This is a genomic window from Pirellulales bacterium (genome assembly GCA_035656635.1).
GTDB lineage: Bacteria > Planctomycetota > Planctomycetia > Pirellulales > JADZDJ01 > DATJYL01.
In genome coordinates this window covers 16,985-35,159 of record DASRSD010000148.1, presented here as the reverse complement: position 1 = coordinate 35,159, position 18,175 = coordinate 16,985, and the positions used below count along the sequence as shown (strand labels likewise).

Below are 18,175 nucleotides of genomic sequence, written 5' to 3'. Positions count from 1 at the left end.
CGACGTGAATGGCGACTGTGTGTACGAGCCGCAAACAGATCTTCCGCTGGCGGATGTGCAAATTGACTTGCTGGACAATCACGGCAACGTCATCGCCACGACCAAGACCGACGCCCAGGGCAATTACGAATTCGACGATCTCGATCCCGGCACGTACTCGGTGTTCGAGCATCAGCCGGCCGGCTTTGACCAGGGCATGGACATGGTCGGCACGATCGACGGAATTAAAGTGGGCGAGAACAGCGCCGTCGATTTACTCAATAACATCACGCTCACCTCCGATGCCCACGGCATTGATTACGATTTTTGCGAGTACATTCCCGGCAGCATCAAGGGGAAGGTCTGGAACGACACCAACGGCGATTGCGTGTACGAGCCGGGAACCGACTTGCCCCTTTCGGACGTGCAAATCGACCTGCTAGATAGCAGCGGCACCGTCATCGCCACGACCAAGACCGACGCCCAGGGCAATTACGAGTTCGACGATTTGGATCCCGACACGTATTCGGTCTTCGAGCACCAGCCGGCCGGCTACGAGGAAGGCATGGACATGGTGGGTACCATCGGCGGCATTACCGTGGGTGAAAACACGTCCGTCGATTTGTTAAACAAAATTGTCATTACCTCCGGCGCCAACGGCATCGATTACGATTTCTGCGAATACTTGCCCAGCAGCATTTCCGGCTATGTGTTCCAAGACGGCCCGCCGATTGTGTTGGGCATTGGCCAAACGCTGCCCAATATCGACACCATTCGCACCGGCGTGCGGGCGCCCGGCGACAAGCCCATTCCGGGCGTAACGCTGGCGTTGTATGACGAATCGGGCAGTCCCATTTTGGACGATGCCGGCCAGCCGCGGACCGCCGTGACCGATGCCAACGGCTTCTACGAGTTCGACGATTTGGATGCCGGCACCTATATTGTTCGCGAGTTTCAGCCGGCCAATTACATTGACGGCATCGACACGCCGGGCAGCACCGGCGGCGTGGCCATCAACCACAACACGCCCCCCTCGGCCATTCCGACGTTGCCGTTCAATCCGAATTTCGACGCCATCGTTACCATCCCGTTGGGCCGCGAGCAAAACTCGGTGGAAAATAATTTCAGCGAAGTGGTGGTGCAGCGCGTGCCCTTCATTCCGCCGCCGCAAAATCCACCCACGAATCCGCCGCCGCTGGCCAGCGAAACGCCGCCGCCGCTCATCCCACTGGTGATTCCGCCGTATCAACCGCTGATTAACAATCCCGATTTGAACAGCGGCGATGCGATCGGCTACACCTGGCACTTGAGCATTGTCGATGCCGGCTTCCCGCGCGGCGGCGATGCCCAAAGCGTGGCCGTGGATCTATCGAACGTGTCGATGGAAACGGCCACCTGGATGGACATGAACATGGTTTCCGCCCAGTTGACATACATCGATGCCAACGGCCAGACCGTGCAGCAACAACTCACCGGCATGAAAGACGGCATTCCCATTGCCGGCGATTTCCGCGGCGATGGCCAAAGCGAGTTGGGCTTCTACGCCGACGGACAATGGTTCATCGATTTGAATGGCGACGGCCGCTGGGACAAGGGAGATATTTGGGCCCGCCTGGGAACGCGCGAAGACCAGCCGGTGGTGGGCGATTGGAACGGCGACGGCAAAGACGACATCGGCTTGTACGGTCCCGCCTGGCCGCTCGATCCGCATGCCGTGAAAGTCGATCGCGGGCTCCCCTCGCCACTCAACAAAACGCAAGTTACTGCCAAGCGCAAGAAAAACATTCCGCCTGATGCCGACGACGCCACCAGTGGCCGCCGCGATTTACAGCGCGGCGAAAACGGCAAGCTGCGGGCCGATTACATCGACCACGTGTTCCACTACGGCACGGCGGTGGAAAAAGCGATTGTCGGCGATTGGATGGGAACCGGCCTGCGGCACATTGGCGTGTTCCGCAACGGCACCTGGTGCTTGGATATCGACGGCGACGGCCGATTGACCGAGAAAGATTTGATCTGCGAGTTCGGCCAAAAGGGAGATATTCCCGTCGTTGGCGATTGGACCGGCGACGGCATTGAGAAAATTGGCGTGTACCGCAATGGCACGTTCTATCTCGATGTCCACAATCACCACAAGCTAGATGCCGACTGCAAGGTCGTTCAACTCGGGCAAGCCGGCGACATTCCGGTCGTGGGTAAATTCGACGGCAGCGGCCGGGCCACGGTGGGCGTGTACCACGTGAACGGCTCCAGCGCCGTGCAAACCGCGGCGAAGCCGTCAGAAACCGTGACCAAGTAAACGGGCGTCGGAATTTTCTCCGCCGGCTGAGCGTTTACGCAGATTTCAATTGCTGCAACTCCGCGTCAGCGGCGGCAATTTCTTTTTCCAAGCGCACAATGTCCCCCGGCTCGTCGGGCTGCTGCTTGGCGCCAGCCAGTTGTTGCCGCAGCTTTTGCAGTTTTTGGTGCAAGACATCAATCCGCTTTTTGGCTTTTTTATCCACCGGGGGCTCCGGTTGATGGGGTAGCGGAGGGCGGCGAGCTGCTTGGAAGCGCGATTTCAACCGGAGCCGTCGCAGTCGCCGCGATCTTGGGTAGCGTTGGTCCCACGTGGGTGAAGCGCAACACGCCGGAGAGTGCCACAACGACCAGCGCCAGAACCAAATTCACCGTCATCCACCATGTGGCATCCTGGCGAAATTTTTGCGTTGCCTGCCCACGGCCCGCCAGAGCGCTAGCGATAAAAAACACCACCATCGCCAGAGCAAACTTCGCTCCGAACACAAATTGATACAGCGAGTTATATGCCTGATGCCATTGCGCCCAAGGCTCGGTTTTGCTCTCGGTCAAAAACAGCACGAAGTTAATCAGCCCGCTGATTAGCAAAAACGCAACCGAGCCGGCCACTAACTTGGCCCACCGAGAACGAATTTGCTCGTGCAAGGCTTTTCTTTGCTCATCGGCCAGCACGCTCACCGAGGGGACCAGCGCAAAGCGCATGAAAGCGGTTCCCCCCACCGCCACCATGGCGGCCACCAAGTGAAACCATCGTAAGGCCAGAGCGAACCAATACATGGAACAAGCGGGGATTAAGAGTTGTGGAGCCGAGCAAATCGACCGTGACGAAGCGGTAGTTTAGCTCCGCGCCCCAGGCCGGGCTAGGGGCCAGTCAATCACATTTCTTGCTCTTAGGTGTGACCGGCCTGCCTCAGACGCTCGACCAAACCCAGCGCTGCAGCACGGTCGGCAATTTCGCCGTCCAATTGCGCTTCGCGCGCAGATTGCAGTAGCCGCGCAAACGCAGGCCCGGCGGGAATTCCCTGGGCGATTAAATCCGCGCCGGTGATGAGCGGCGACGGATTCAATTGGGCCGCGGGCAATTGCAACTGTGCGCGGCAAAATGCTACGTCCCGCGGATCGGCCAAGCCTAATTCGGCCTGTGCCGCAAAGAGCTTGAGCAAATCATCCGCCTCGTCAGCCACCAGCAAGGGTTGCAACTGCGACCAACGCTGGCTGGCCGCGCCGATTAACGCATGTTGATTTTTCAACAGAAATGCCAGCCGATCGGTTTCAATACGCGCCAACCGCCAGCGCCGGCCAACTGTTTCCGCCAAGTTTTCTCCAGCGGCTGCATGCAGCAGAATCGCCAGCGCTAGCGGAAACGACGATTGTTGTATGGCCTGCAGGAGCGCCAAAGTTCGACACGTTGCGGGCCACGCCTGCGGCGATGAACTTTCGGCAGCCGTTGCTTCGCGGCTCCAGCCTTCGATTTCTGCAACTTTGACGGTCTCGGGCAGAATCGCCGCCAGCAAACCGGTGATGTACAGCAATTGCACGGCGCGGACCACGCCCGGCTGCTCCAGCATGGTGCGCATTTCGTCGGCGATGCGCTCGGCACTGACGATCGAAATTTGCGATGCCATTTCGCCAATCGCCACGAGCGTATTTTCCTCCAATCGAAAATCGAAGACCGACGCAAACCGCACCGCCCGCAGCAGCCGCAGCTTGTCTTCGGTGAAGCGCGCCAGCGGATTGCCGATGGCCCGCACCACGCCTTGCTGCAAATCGGCCTGGCCGCCGACAAAATCAATCACTTGCTCCGCCAGCGGATCGTAGAACATGCCATTGATGGTGAAATCTCGCCGCTGGGCATCTTCTTCCGGCGAGCTAAACGCCACACGGTCGGGATGCCGCCCATCGCTGTAACTGACATCTTGGCGAAAAGTGGCGACCTCAATTTGCCCCGCTCTGCGCGGACCCAGCACGGTCATCACGCCAAACGCCGCGCCCATGGCAAGGGTTTTGCGGTTGCGGAACACTCCGCTAATTTGCTCCGGGAGAGCATTGGTGGCCACGTCGTAATCGTTGGGGGTGCGTGCCAAGAGCGAATCGCGCACACAGCCGCCGGCCCAATAGGCGGTAAAGCCTTGGTCGCGCAGTTGACGCACGACTTCAACGGCAAACTGGCGCTGTTTGTGCGGGTCGAGGTAAGGCATAGGCCGCAAGCAATCGAATTGTCAATCGTAACTATCCGGCGGCAGAAATCGAGGTGGCCTTGCTCATGACGGCTGAATCGATGGCCTGGTTCACGCGGTCGATCATGCGCTGGCGGAAGGCGGCATCGGGCACAAATTGATGTTCCACCGACGTCCGCAAAAAATGCACGGTTAACTCCACCGGCGGCTGCTGCAAAATTTGCTCCACTGCCAAAGCATACACTCCCAATTGCAGCTCGAACTGCGAGGCCAAAGCGGCCGCCGTATCGGCGGAAACCTGGTTGGTTTTGTAATCGAGCAAATGCCACCGGCCGGACGCATCTTGGTATAGGCAATCGAGGAAGCCTTGCAAATAGCGATTTCGTATGCGCGGAATTTTTGCGGCCGTCGAATGCTTTTCGTGTGCATTATCTCTCGGAGGCCAGGCCAGCAAAAATTCCAATTCGCGGCGCACGAGCTTGGCCTTGGCCAGCTCGCGCGCCCGGGGCGATTGAGCAAAGCGTATTAACATTTCCACGGCGGCATCGGCCAGCTCGGCCTGGTAACCGGCGCACGATTCCAAACAGCGAGATGCCATGTCGCGCAGCTTTGCGGGATGGTCTGATGCGGTCGCAACCCACCCGGCAAAATCGAGCCGCGCCAAGGCCTGATGCATTAGCGTGCCTAAATCAATTCCGGCGCCGCTGAGCGCCGGGCGGCTATCGCTTTCGTCGGCCAGAAACGTCAAGGCGGTGGCTTGTTCCTCGACCGGTTCCAGCAGGCCATTTAAGCGCGAGACGGAAAACCGCCGTTGGGCTGCAAAATCGATCTGCACGGGCAGCGCCAGGCAAGCGTTGGAATCGGGCATTCCACTGCTGACCGGAACTGCCGCCATTTCCAAAGCGCGGTTGAGCAGTTTGTCCAAATCGCGCCAGGCATGTTTTTTTGGAATGGCCGCAGCGTTTGGCGGGAGCATCGTGGTGACTTTCACTTGCGGAATTTTATACTCGCCGGTGTCGGGCAGCGTGCCACAAAATGTGCCGGTTTGCAAATCGAACCGCTGAGCTACAAATTTGGCCCACTCGCCTTGGGGCGACTGCAAGCTTGGCTCGTTCATTCCTCCGGAGAGAACCAGGTAATCTGCGGCGCGCGTGGCAGCCACGTACAATAGCCGCACGCGCTCGGCTTCGATCTCTTGATTGTCCAGAACGCGCAACAAATCGTGCCCCGTTACGCCGTCGGTTTTTTTGTCGCTGGGATTGATGCGCACCAGCGGGCCCAGCTCCGGATGCCAATTCGCAAGATCGCTGGTGGTTGCGGACCGGCGGTTGAGGTCGGCAATGAATACCACCGGAAATTCCAAACCCTTGGCTTGATGGACGGTCATCAATCGCACCACATTGGTTTTTTCCGGATGCGTGGCGGCCAGCGGCTCGTGCGGCACACTGGCCACAAATTGCGAAAGCTGCACAATAAAATCGGCCAAGCCCATCACGCCGGAGCGATCGAACGTTCGGGCCTGCTCGAGCAGCTTGCGAACATTGGCCAATTTTCGCTCGCCCATGAATTCGGCCACCAGAGCGGCATCATAACCCGTCAGGGCGAACGCTTCGTTCAAGAGCGCGGCAATGGGCAAACGATCTTTGCGCGAGCGCAAGTGGTCCAACGTTTGGGCGGCAAATTTTGCGCGGCGCTGCTGGGCTTCGTCCAGTTCCTGCGGCCAGCGCTCGGCAAATAGCCCGGCCGCCAAACCCTGCGAGTGTTGTGCCAGCCAGAACAGCGTTTCGTCGGTCAGCCCGAACATTGGACTGCGCAGCACTCCAGCCAGGCTGACGACATCGGCCGGGCTGGCCAGCGCCCGCAATAAATTGACGACGTCATAAATTTCCTGCTGCATATAAAAGGCATGTCCGCCGACCAGATAATAGGGCACATCGCAATTACGGAGAGCCTCTTCGTATGCCTGCACGTCCGAAAGCGCACGAAACAAAATGGCAATATCCCCAAATTGAACGCCGCGCGGAACGTATCCATGGTCCGACTGCTTTTCGGCGACGAGAAGCTCGCTGGAATCGACCATGCGGCGAATCCGGCGCGCGATCAAATCGGCCTCGTTTTGTCGCGATTGGCCTGCCGTGCCGGCTGTTTGCTCTTCGACTTCGCCGGCGGCCCACAAAAATTCGCCAGCAGGAACGGCCGTGGCTTGCGGGCGCTGTGCCGTAAGCGGTTGGTACGGCTGAACCGAGCGGTCGCCGGTGGAACTGCGGATGGAAAGCGAGTTGCAAAACAGCGCGTTTACAAAATCCAAAATGGCCGGCTGGCTGCGAAAGTTCCGCGACAATTTCAATCTTCCCGACTCGGGCGTTTCCGCCTGCAAGCCGGCGAACACCGTGGGATCGGCCCCCAGAAAACGATAAATAGATTGCTTGTAATCACCCACGAAATACAGCTTGCCGTGATGTGCGTGCGAGCCGCACAAGGCTTTTATTAATTCCACTTGCAGCAGATTGGTATCCTGACACTCGTCCACCAGCAGCAGCCGCGTTTGCGAGGCCAGTTGTTGTTGCAACGCGGCGAATGCCGGATCAGTCAGCAGTCGATGGGCCTGGACCAGCAAATCGTTGAAATCGACCCAGCCCAGTTCGCGCTTCTGCTTCGCATAACGAGTTTGCACCGTGTGGGCCAATGCCAGCAGGTGCAGGCCAGCTTGAGCATCCGCCTCCGCATTTTGGCCACAGGGTTGCGCAAACCGGGCGACTTTTTTCGCGTCCTCGCGCAGTTCTGCAGCGGAGTTCTTGTATCGCTCATAAAACAATTCGTCCGGCCAATTTTTGATATTACTGATGCCCTTGACTTGCGCATATTCGCAAATCAATTTTAAATCGTTGACAGGATTGCCGCTTTCAGGCAATGCAGAAAGCAATTGCGAAAGCGGCACACAGCGGTCGCGCACCGCTTGTGGGGCAGCGCCGAGCTGGCCGATCATTTCCAACAGCGACTGGGCTGCCTCGGACTGCGCCAGTTGTGCCAGCAGCAGCGGCATAATTTTCGTGGAGCGGAGCTGTTCCCAGGCGGTAACCACTTCGGCGGGGCCGCAATGAATCCACGGCTCAAAATCCGCGGTTTTGTTTTCGACAATCAGTTGAACGACCGCCTCCTGCACGCGCCGCAAATTCAATTTGGCAATTAAATTGATCAGCGGCGAACGCTGCGAATTGGAACTTTCGCTGAGGACATCGCGCAGCGTGTCTTCGCACAGCTCGGCCAGCAGCGTATCGGCCTGCGCCTGTTCGACCACCGTGAAATTCGGATCGAGGCCCGCTTCGACGGCGTGCGCTCGCAACAGCGCTCCGCAGAACGAATGGATGGTGCTAATTCGGGCCGCATCCAAATTGCGCAACAAACGCAGCCAATGCTGTTCCTGATCCACCTGGGGAGCTTTTAGACGCTCGTAGCAATTTTTGCGAATTCGGTTGCGCATCTCGCGGGCAGCGCGCTCGGTGAAAGTAATGGCGATGACTTCGTGCAAATCGGCCAGGGACTCCCCCGGAGGCTGGCGGCGGCCGGAATCGGGAGGGGTTAATTCCGACAGAAATCGCTCGGTAAGCACAAATGTTTTTCCGCACCCTGCCCCAGCTGATAGCGCCACGGAATAATCCCGCGCTTCGATGGCGCGCTGCTGATCGGGGGTGTAGGTTGCTACGGAACTCATGGCAGGGCCGCAACCTGATCGGCTGCAGGATGAGAATGGGACGGCTCGGCAGTGGCCTCCGGCCAGGCTTTGCCCAGGGAACGAATTTGATTGATGCGGCAAATGGTGGAATAAGCGCAGTTGGTAGTGCAATTTTTCTCTGCGCCGAACACCGGAAACTTGCCACCGCGAATGCCTTGCACCAATGACACGACGCGGGCCAAAATTTCGGCGCGCAGCGATTTCCATTCTTCCGTTTCGCACAGTCCTTGTGCGCCAAGTTCAAACAACGGAGGGATGCCGCTGGTGTGAAAGCCTTTTTCCTTCAACCACCAGTAGCCCACTTGCCACGGCAAGGCTTGTTGGCCGGCCAGCAATAACTCTTGCACGGCTAGTGCGTACAACGGCAATTGCAGGGCCAAGCCCGACTGAACATCCGGCAGTGTAGAATTTTTCTTCACGCCGGTTTTATAGTCAAGCACGTTAAATACGATTTGGTTTCCAATCACGCCGGTGTCGATGCGATCGATGCGGCCTGACAGGCGAACCACCTCTTCGCCGCAACGCAAATGGAACGGTTGGTTTGTCGAAAGCTGATCGATCTCCGGGCTTTCGCGCGGCTGCAATCCAAAGGAAACCTCAAAATAAGCCGGCCGCAACGGCTGGGCGAATGTGGATGCGGCCAACGATTTGTCGTAGTCGGCATGCTGGGCAACATACTTGCCCAGCCATTCCTTAATGAGTTGCAGATCGACCGTTTGCAGGGCAATTTCCAGCGGGCTGCCTTGCAGCGCTTCGTGGAGAGCATCCAAAATTTCGCTGATGACTTGCTCGTAGTCGTCGCTGGTTAGATCGCCAGGCGATTGCTGGGCAACTTTGTTCAGGCGCCGATGCAAATGGGCCAGCACATCGTGAGCAAAGCCCCCGCGGCGGCCGTAATCTACTTCCAGCGTAAGTTCCGGCAGTTCTTCCAGGTCCAGCACGTGTTTCGCAAAGAACTGATAAGGGCAGTACGCGTAATCTTCCAGCCGGCTTACGCTCCAGCAATGCTCCGGACCGAAATGCCTTTGCAACCGCTCTTGCGCCTTTGCGCCCAGCAGCAAACCCTCGAACGGACCGAAGCGAGCACTTTTTCTGCGGGCGGCAATAGCTTGCAGGCCTGCCAACAGGCCTGGCATCGCGGCGGCGGACGGCGAAGTTGCCGCAGCACGGGGCCTGAGGAATTGCGCAAGCGGCTGCGGACGATCTTCCATTAATTCAGCCACGGCACGAACACGCAACTCGGTGGGGCTGCACACCGCATGGTGCTGGGGCACGGGGCTAAGAGAAATATCCTCAACGGGCTCGATCCCCAAAGCGTGCTGCAGCTCGGTCACATAGGGGCTGGCCAAAAGCGGCTGGGCGGCGGAATCCAGCGCAGGATAACTTAGAACCAACTGCCGCATCGGGCGAGTGGCTACTTCGTAAAACAGCAACATTTCCTCGCAACTTCGCTGCCGGTTGTCGACAAAGCTAATTCCGGCCGCGCTCAGGCTGCGATATTCCGCCTCGGTGTAAATGCGGTCATCGCGCACCGGCGGCGGAAACACTTTCTCCGCCATGCCCGCCACAAACAAATACGGCACGCTGATGGCTCGAATGCTTTGCGCGGCAAGCACCCGGATTTTGCCGATCAATTCGCTCGAATTCGGCAACGCCTCGACGGCCAAAATATCTTGCAGTCGAGCAATAAATTCTGGCAGCGTGCAGCCCAATGGCGCACCTTCGCCATCTAATTTTTGTTCGAGCTGGCTGGCTGCAGAAAGAACGTTTTTCAAACTTTGCCAGGCGTGCTGGTCATCATTGCCGGCAGGGGCGGCCAGCTTTAGCGGCGCGTGCTCTGCCTCGGTGCGCAACAGCCCCAGCTCATCTACCAGGCGTTGCAAAATTCCAATCCAATCGGATAGTGGGCGGCGCTTTTCCGGCGAGGGAAGCGTTTTGCTCAATTGGCTTAACACGTGGTGCGCCACGGCAAACCGCTGGCGTTGTTCCGCTTTGCGCTGTGCATTGGGTTCGTCTGCCGCATCGTTCGCGGTGGCCAGGATGACCGCATCGCCGGATTTCGTCCGCCATTCCAAATTCGAAATTAAAGTTTTTCGCCCGCTGGGCACCTGCAATTGACGAATGGACCAATCCACGGCCAGCGGCGCGCCAATTTCCTGCCACGCAGGCCAGTTGGGACGAAAATAATTGTTTCCCACAACGGCAAGCAGTTGGCGGAAAGGCCAATCGCCCGACTGCAAACGGAGCAGCGCCAACAATGCCTGCAACATGGGGGAGCGGCCCAATCGCGGCGGCAAATCAATCGCGGCGGGAATGCCGTATTCGGAAAATACTTCCTCCACCAACGCCGAAACCGGCTCCAAAGAGCGAAACACCACGGCCACTTCATCCGGGCGGACCGGTCGAGGGTTCTGTTCGCCGTGGCCGTTCGATGGGACGCTTGAGCCGGCCGAATCTCCATGAACGAGCAATTTTTTGATGCGCCTGGCCAGCACTTCCAGTTCGGCTTTCTGACCCGAGGTGGCGATAATTTCAATTCCCGCCGTGTCAGTGGCCGGCGGCAGGCCGCGCGGATTGGCGAATACGTACCGTTCCAAATGCGCCAAAGCGGGCCAGCCACTTTCTGTTTGCCGCGGCTGCCAGTGAAGCTGCAATTGAGGATGACGTTCTTGCAGCAACTTCAGCGTTTGCTGCGGTTTGAAAAATAAATCGGCCCGACCAGTCTCTTGTTCCAACGGCAACGTGATCTTCAATTCCGTCAGCGCCGGATGCTTTGTGGCCAAAAGCTGCAGCACCTCGTGCTGGGAACGCGTGAAATCGGTAAAGCCATCGAGCACCAGGTATTGGACGGCGCTGAACGATCCCCATTTTTCCGGCGGCGTTTCGCGGAGTAGCTTGCCGGCAACAGCAAACCGTCCCTCCACGTCGTACATGTGGTGCTCGTTCAATATCCGTTGGTATTCTTTGTAGATGGCCGCAATTTCGCGCGTTTTTTCGGAGCCGTCGGCAGAGTGCGCCAGTTCGGACAGTTTATCGGGCGACACTTCCTGGCGCTTCAAATCGCCGATGACGCCTGCCATGAGATCGACCAAACCAGCGGTGTCCGCAATCGGCGCGAAATACGAGAGCTTGTCCGCCGCCATTGCCTCGGCCAGTAACCGCTGGATCAATTGTCGCTTGAGCAACTGCCCCAGGTATTGTGGCGGGCTTTCGGCGGCCATAATCAGCGCTTGGGCGAATTGCTCAAACGTGTACACGCCGGGGTTAAAGCAGCCGCATAAGCCGCCATCCAAAATCTGCCCGCGAATTTCCGTGGCGGCATGCCGTGTGGGGGCCAACCACAGCACACGCTGCGAAATGTTTCCATCCCCCTGCCCCGCCAAAATTTGCCGATAGCGCGCAAGCAACTCCGCGGTTTTCCCACTGCGAGCCGGACCGGCACAAACTTGAACCTGGGCAGGCATAAATTCAGACAAATTGGATGCGGAAGCAACAGGGGCGGAAATCGCTTAACTTGCAATGCCTGTACTAATTTACAGCGAATTCAACGTAGCGCAAAGGGTCGGAGATTTGACTGCAGCCGAGCGGAGCCGATAATGACGCTCATTCGCGTAATCGCCCCATCTTCTCACGCTCAGGAAGCACTGGCCATGCCTAAGAATGTAATCATTGCGGCGTCATTGCCCGCAGCGCCGGAAAAATTGTTCGACATGTATTTAGATCCGCAAGCGCATGCGGCCTTCACGGGGCATCCGGTGGTCATTGGCGCGGCAAGCGGCAGTGAATTTCGAGCGTTCGACGGGATGATTAGCGGCAAAATTTTGCACGTGGAGCCGAAACGGCTGATTGTGCAAACATGGCGCTCGGTTCATTTTTCGGCGACGGCGATCGACTCGATTTTGGTCCTCTCCTTTTGGCCGGAAGATGGCGGCGGACGGATTGAGCTGAACCATATCAATGTGGCCGACAACGATTTTGCCGGCGTCAGCCAAGGTTGGCAGCAGCATTACTGGACGCCCTGGCGGGCTTGGCTTACAAAGAACGTGTGAACGTGCCGCTTCCTATATCGCCAGTAGTTTAAGGAGATGATGAATGGCCGCAGCATCGACATCGATCAAAGACATCGCATTTTGCGACTTGGAACGCGAACTGAACGTTACGCGAAAAGTGCTGGAGCGGCTGCCGGAAAAACATTTCGGCTGGAAGCCGCACGAAAAATCGATGAGCCTGGGCCGGCTGGCCATGCACGTCGCCACGCTGCCGCAATGGATGATCACCACGCTGGAGCAGGACTCGCTCGACATGGCCAACCCGCCGGAAATTCGCCGCGAGCCGAACAATCACGCCGACCTGCTGCAGGAATTCGACAAGCACGCAGCCGCAGTCAAAGCAGCGCTTGCCAAAATTGATGACGCCGGCTTACAGCGCCCCTGGAGCTTGAAGCAGGGAAATCAAGTGCTGCACAGTGACTCGAAGGCGAAGATTTCGCGGCTGTGGTGTTTGAACCACATGGTTCATCACCGGGCCCAATTGTGCGTATACTTGCGGCTGCTTAACGTGCCCGTGCCGGCGGTGTATTTCAACTCGTCCGACGAACCCGACTGGAAGTTTGATTGAATAATCCTCGTGACAACGGGGGAAAGTGCCACGCCCTGCGGCATGGAGTTGTGGGAAATGCAAACTGGCATGCGAAAAGACCAATTCACGTTGCGGACACTGCTGATCGTTGTGGCGATTGCCGCCTTTTATTTTGCCAGCTATATGCTGAAGCAGCGAAAACAAACTGCCGCGGTTCGTGAAGCTGCCACCAAGGCCTATCTTGACGAGCGGGCATTTATTGCAGCGCACCAGCCAGTATTTACTCCCGAGGCGCTGGCTCAAACGCAACAAGTGATGGATGACAATTGGAAGAAGAATTACCCTTCTTGGCCGATTCCAGTTTACGCAGCGAACGTGGCAACCGCCCTTGCCGCAGCCGGGCAATTAACTGGCGGCGGCGAGCCGGCGCCCAATAATAAGGGCGCGGAAGAATTGCGCGACGGGCGTTATCCGGCCCGCTGGTGGAAAGCGGTATCGAAGACAGGCGCGCCGGAGTGGGAAGTTTTGCCGCAAGAAGCCGGTGCGGGCGAAGTGATTTTATCCAAACGGCAGCCCGATTTGGGATTGCTCTCCAACTTTGCCCTCACGCCGTTTGAATTTCACGGCAAAAAATACGCCAGCCTGGAAGGCTTCTGGCAGATGATGAAATACCCAGAAGGTGCGGACGATGTGCGGACGAAATTCCCCGGCCTACAGTGGAAGCATACGCGCGACGAAGTGGCCGGCATGACCGCGTTCGACGCCAAGCACGCCGGCGATTTGGCCAGCGACAACATGAAAAAAATGGGCATCGATTGGATCACTTTTGAAGGCCGGCAAATGCCGTACAAGCCCGCCGAGCCAGGCGATCACTACAAGCTGATTGTCGAAGCCACGTGGGCCAAGGTGAAGCAAAATCCGGATGTGAAAGCGGCCCTCCTTTCCACCGGTGATTTAATTCTTAAGCCCGATCATCATCAGGAGGCCGATGCGGCAGCGGCGTGGAAATATTACGACATCTTGATGAACATTCGCAGCCAGTTGCAAAAAGATGCTCCAGCGGCCAAATGAAATTGCCGTGGGAAGTATCTTTTGCCGCCGGATTTTGTGCACACCCATAGCCTGAAACACCGGCTAGTCGCCATGCTGGCCTTGTCGATAAGAAATGATATATTGAAGAGGCGAGCAATTGAGAATTGAATCGCTTTTTGGCCCAGTTCCGGGCCGATCTGCATATTAAAGCGAGGTGTTGAACATGGAAACGGAAGATTTGGTGGAAGTTTATCGGGCGAAAAGCAGCGTGCAAGCGCACATGATGGTTTCCGAATTGGAAGATGCCGGCATTAAAGCGATGGTCGACGGCGATGATTTGCAAAGCGGTTTGGGCGGCGATGCACTCGGCTGGTCCGCGGCTCCACGAATTTTAGTGGCCGCCTCGAACGAAGGGCGCGCCCGGGGCATTCTCAAACATCTGGATCACGGCAAAGCGGCGGAGTGAGGAACGATAGCCCGACTGACACAGTCGGGCTATATATTTTCCGCCGGCTGCCTACCGCCAGCTGCCAGCCGCATGCCGCTTAAGCAAACAGCTCTTTAATTACTTTGCCGCTGTTGGCGATTTTCATTGGGCGGCCGCTGTTGCTGGTGAAGGTGGTGTCGAGCGAAATACCCAGCGATTTCAGCACGCTGGCCATCAGGTCTTGCGAAGTGTAAGGATCGCTGGTCACCTGCGTGCCATCTTCGTTGGTCGCGCCCACGATCACACCGCGTTTGAAGCTGCCTCCGCCCACCACCACGCTCCAAGCGCGAGCATAGTGATCGCGTCCGGCGTTGCCGTTAATGCGCGGCGTGCGGCCAAATTCGCCCAGCCACATAATGGCGGTGGAATCGTACAGGCCGCGATCTTTCAAATCGGTAATGAGGGCCGACATGGCTTTGTCTAGCTCGGGCAGTTTTGTTTTCTCAAGCGTCGTGAAGTTGTTGCTGTGCGTATCCCAGCCTCCCATGTCGACTTCGACAAACGGCACGCCGGCTTCCACCAGGCGACGGGCCATCAGGCAGCCTTTGCCGAACCCGGTTTTGCCGTAACGCTCCTGCACATCCGGCGGCTCTTGGGCTGCTTTGAAGGCGGCCATTTGCTTGCTGGTCATCAGGCTGACGGCTTTTTTCGTCACTTTCATATGGTCGTCGGCAGCCTCGCCACGATTTTCGAACATGAACTGGTGATCCATCGCTTCGAGTACGGTAAGCCGCTCGTTCATGCGATCCATGTTGCCGCCATTGTTCAGATTTTTCACATCGCCATTGGCATCGACGACGAATGGCGCCCAGGTCATGCCTAAAAATCCGGGGCCAATGCTGTCGCTGCCGACAGAAACGAACGGGGGAATATCGAGATGCGGCATTTTGTCGGCCAGTTCGTGAGCCACCACCGCGCCGTAGCTGGGATGATCGATCGTTGGGTTGGGCACATAACCGGTGTGCATGTAATAGCGGCCGCGGCCATGGTCCGCTTCGCGGGTGCTCATAGAGCGAATGACGGCCAGTTGATCCATTTGCTTGGCCAACTGCGGCAGATGCTCGCAAATTTGCAGGCCGTCTACTTTGGTGGAAATGGGCTTAAACGCGCCGGCCGTGGGCGAGCCGGGCTTCATGTCCCACATGTCAATGGTGGCCGGGCCGCCCCCCATCCACAGCATGATGCAGGCTTTGTTCTTCCGCTTCATATCAACGGCATTGGCCAGCAGCGTGTTGGTGAAAGCAATGGCCGGCGAAGCCAAGGCTGCGGTGCCTGCCAAGTGCGTCATGAAGTGACGGCGAGTCATGCCGGAAGGACAATTACAGTTGAACATGGCGGTTCTCCAATTCAGTGGCCTGCGTATTCACATCCCCGGAAAAATCGGGGCTCACAGTCTTAATGGAATCAGTGATTCAAAATAAACTCGGCGCTGTTAAGCGTAACCCAAAATACATCTTGCAGGGCGCCCACGGGGTCACCCTTGCGAGCAGTCAAAAGTTTGTTCGCCCAGGAGATTTCCTCCGGGTTCGGCCGACGAGCCACGGTGGCCAAAAACAGCCGATTGATGCGGTCGGCGTTGTTCATTTTGGCGTCGTTGGCCAGTTGATCGAGAAAATCCCCCTGCCCGGTGTTGGTGGCGCGGCGAATTAAATCGCCGTTGAACATCATCAGCGTTTGCGGAATGGTGCCGTTGAAGGTGGTGGAATCGGCGCCGTCGTCCGTGCCAAAGGTAATGGTGAACTGCCGCAGCCATTGATTTTTCGTCCGCTCCTGCTCGTCGGAATTGCGGAGCGTTTTGTCGGCCGCCGTGGCCACCAGCAGCGATTCGTACAACTGCTCCGGCTGCATTTGCCGCAGGTAGAAATGGCTGAACATGGGCTTTTCGCCCTTAGTGGGGTCGTCCTTGTCGTTATGCCCCTTCATCATTTTGCTCGACAGGCCGTACGGCTCGCTGAGCACAATCCAGCGGATAAGCTGCTTCAGGTCGTGGCTGTGCGCGCCGAAATCTTTGGCCAGCTTTTCCAGCAGCTCCGGATGCGAAGCCGGATTTTGCGGACCCATGTCGTCCACCGGCTTGGTGAAGCCGTAACCCAGGAAATGTCCCCACATACGGTTGACAATGGCCTGATCCATGTACGGCGAAGATTTGACCAGCTTGGCCAGCTCCTCGCGGCGATTCACTTTCGAAACTCGCCCATCGGGATTGATTTCCGTGCCGTCGACAAACACCGGATAGGCCGATTTCAACTGTCCGTTGCGCAACTCGTAAAACAATAGCGCCTGCGCCGGGCTAGGAGCGCCGGGATCGCCGTTGAAATCCGAGTTGATGAGCTCGGCCACCGGCTCGGGCGTACGGCGCGGGCCTTCGCGCACCGCCTTGGTTTGGCGGAAGAAGGCATTCAATTCCCAAAACTGATTTTGCTTCCAATCGTTAAACGGATGATTGTGGCACTGCGTGCACTGCACTTGCAGACCCAGAAATACTTTGGCGGTTTTGGCTGTGGCATTGACGCCGCTATCTTCCATGTTCCCAATCAGGAAATTCACCGCGCCGTGAAAGTTTTCCTCGCCCGGCTTGTTGGAGCCGTCCGCCGTCAGCAGGTCGGTCACCATTTGATCGTATGGCTTGTTGCGGGCGAACGTATCGCGCAGATATTTTTGCATTCCTTCTCGATCGACCAGTGAACGCCGGTCGGGCTGTGCCGGCGGCCGGCCGATAAGAATGGTCGTCCACACGTTGGCCCAATTGTTGGCGTACTCCTCCACATAATCTTCCGATAACAGCTTGTTCACCAAGTGTTGTTTTTTGTCGGGCGAGTGATCGCGCAAGTAGCCTTCCACTTCGTCCACGTCGGGAATGCGGCCCAACAAATCCAAAAACAGCCGGCGGCACCATTCGCCATCGGTCGCCGTCTGCGAAGGCAGCAAATTGTGCGCTTGCCAGCCCTGGTGAATGTAATCGTTGATGTACCGCACTTGCTCGGCGGCAACCGTTTTGGATGTGGCCGAATTCGTGCCGGAAGAAATCGAGCCCGCGGAGCTGGACGATGTGGTGCTGGCGGTCATGCTCGCTGGGCGAGACAGCGGCGGAGATGAATTTTCCTCCGCCGGCAACACGTGGACGGCAAAAATTAGAAGAATTATCGCGCTAACGCTGGCCGCAATTCTTCCCATGTTCTGCTCCCTTGGCTTGTGCAATTGTGAGCTCGCAATTTTTCCAGCGCCTGTTGCCGGATCGGTCGAGTCACCAGGATGCACGCTTTGCATCCTTTACATTACCTCTGGCACACTATGAATTTAACCCCGCGCAGGTGGATACTGGGCCGCTGCCACGCCACGGCCACCCAGCCCATAGTCGCCAGTCGATTCGCCCTGCACCAATACCCAGGTTTATTTCCCGGCACAACACTAACCCCGATTCTATCAAAAGCCCCGAAAATCTCTTAGCAAGTTCGTGATGTTGTGGTCGCATAATTTGGAAGGATTGTAGCGGCGTCTGTCCCTAGACGCCGGCTGTTTTCTCGAACAAAACGGCCGGGGGATAGCCGTCGCTGCATCTATTTTTCGTTCAAATTAGGCACGGCCCGTGATGCTGGACTCGCCAGGTTGTCGTTCAAGTTCCACAGTTGCCGCCGAAGAAAAAAATTCTAAAAACCGTGATTCCTTCCTTAGACCCCTGCTCAGCCAGCCATTTTCGTCCCAAATCTGGAAAAAAGAATCTGAATGAGACGGCAGATTGGCCCGCATTGAGATCGATTTTGGACCAGCGGAGAGCTGGCGGCGCGTTGCATAATCGCACAGGTGTTCAATAATGGGGCACGCAAAAAAGAGCAGGCGAGTTGGGAACCTCTTCTGGTATCCCAACTCGCCCTGCTAATAACGATGGCTGAT

General features: G+C 57.4%; 12 protein-coding genes. 5 read left to right on the top strand and 7 right to left on the bottom strand.

Going from position 1 to position 18,175, the window contains the following annotated elements:
- The coding region (locus tag VFE46_14730) for an SdrD B-like domain-containing protein (GenBank protein ID HZZ29251.1) at nucleotides 1-2,278 on the top strand (2,278 nt) is incomplete at its 5' end.
- Between the two features lie 34 nt (nucleotides 2,279-2,312).
- Here VFE46_14730 and VFE46_14725 read toward each other — a convergent pair.
- The 5 genes from VFE46_14725 to VFE46_14705 form a co-directional block, all read right to left on the bottom strand.
- A complete protein-coding gene (locus VFE46_14725; GenBank protein ID HZZ29250.1) occupies nucleotides 2,313-2,483 on the bottom strand; it encodes a hypothetical protein in 171 nt (56 codons plus the stop codon).
- Nucleotides 2,476-3,054, bottom strand: coding sequence for a hypothetical protein (locus VFE46_14720; GenBank protein HZZ29249.1), 579 nt, complete (start codon nucleotides 3,052-3,054; stop codon nucleotides 2,476-2,478). Before VFE46_14720 ends, VFE46_14725 begins: the two co-directional genes overlap by 8 nt.
- A 113-nt stretch (nucleotides 3,055-3,167) precedes the next feature.
- The gene (locus tag VFE46_14715) at nucleotides 3,168-4,475 is read right to left on the bottom strand and encodes a CCA tRNA nucleotidyltransferase (protein HZZ29248.1); all 1,308 of its coding nucleotides are present in this window, start codon (nucleotides 4,473-4,475) and stop codon (nucleotides 3,168-3,170) included.
- A 31-nt stretch (nucleotides 4,476-4,506) separates the two neighbouring features.
- The gene (locus VFE46_14710; GenBank protein ID HZZ29247.1) at nucleotides 4,507-8,166 is read right to left on the bottom strand and encodes a UvrD-helicase domain-containing protein; all 3,660 of its coding nucleotides are present in this window, start codon (nucleotides 8,164-8,166) and stop codon (nucleotides 4,507-4,509) included.
- Nucleotides 8,163-11,651 (bottom strand): PD-(D/E)XK nuclease family protein, encoded by a 3,489-nt coding sequence (locus VFE46_14705; protein ID HZZ29246.1) that lies wholly within the window; start codon nucleotides 11,649-11,651, stop codon nucleotides 8,163-8,165. Before VFE46_14705 ends, VFE46_14710 begins: the two co-directional genes overlap by 4 nt.
- Before the next feature lie 132 nt (nucleotides 11,652-11,783).
- On the opposite strand from VFE46_14705, the gene VFE46_14700 reads away from it, so the two are divergent.
- The 4 genes from VFE46_14700 to VFE46_14685 all read left to right on the top strand — a co-directional run bounded on the left by VFE46_14700 (nucleotide 11,784) and on the right by VFE46_14685 (nucleotide 14,263).
- On the top strand, nucleotides 11,784-12,236 hold the full coding sequence (locus VFE46_14700; GenBank protein ID HZZ29245.1) for an SRPBCC domain-containing protein: 453 nt from the start codon (nucleotides 11,784-11,786) through the stop codon (nucleotides 12,234-12,236).
- Nucleotides 12,237-12,279: 43 nt separating this feature from the next.
- Nucleotides 12,280-12,804 (top strand): DinB family protein, encoded by a 525-nt coding sequence (locus VFE46_14695; protein HZZ29244.1) that lies wholly within the window; start codon nucleotides 12,280-12,282, stop codon nucleotides 12,802-12,804.
- A gap of 9 nt (nucleotides 12,805-12,813) precedes the next feature.
- Nucleotides 12,814-13,836, top strand: a complete 1,023-nt coding sequence (locus VFE46_14690; GenBank protein HZZ29243.1) for an NADAR family protein — start codon at nucleotides 12,814-12,816, stop codon at nucleotides 13,834-13,836.
- 184 nt (nucleotides 13,837-14,020) lie between these two features.
- On the top strand, nucleotides 14,021-14,263 hold the full coding sequence (locus VFE46_14685) for a DUF2007 domain-containing protein (protein HZZ29242.1): 243 nt from the start codon (nucleotides 14,021-14,023) through the stop codon (nucleotides 14,261-14,263).
- Nucleotides 14,264-14,342: 79 nt separating this feature from the next.
- Here the strand turns inward: VFE46_14685 and VFE46_14680 are convergent, their stop codons facing one another.
- Both VFE46_14680 and VFE46_14675 read right to left on the bottom strand, forming a co-directional pair.
- Nucleotides 14,343-15,617, bottom strand: a complete 1,275-nt coding sequence (locus VFE46_14680) for a DUF1501 domain-containing protein (protein ID HZZ29241.1) — start codon at nucleotides 15,615-15,617, stop codon at nucleotides 14,343-14,345.
- Nucleotides 15,618-15,688: 71 nt separating this feature from the next.
- On the bottom strand, nucleotides 15,689-17,458 hold the full coding sequence (locus VFE46_14675; GenBank protein ID HZZ29240.1) for a DUF1549 domain-containing protein: 1,770 nt from the start codon (nucleotides 17,456-17,458) through the stop codon (nucleotides 15,689-15,691).
- Nucleotides 17,459-18,175 lie beyond the last annotated feature (717 nt).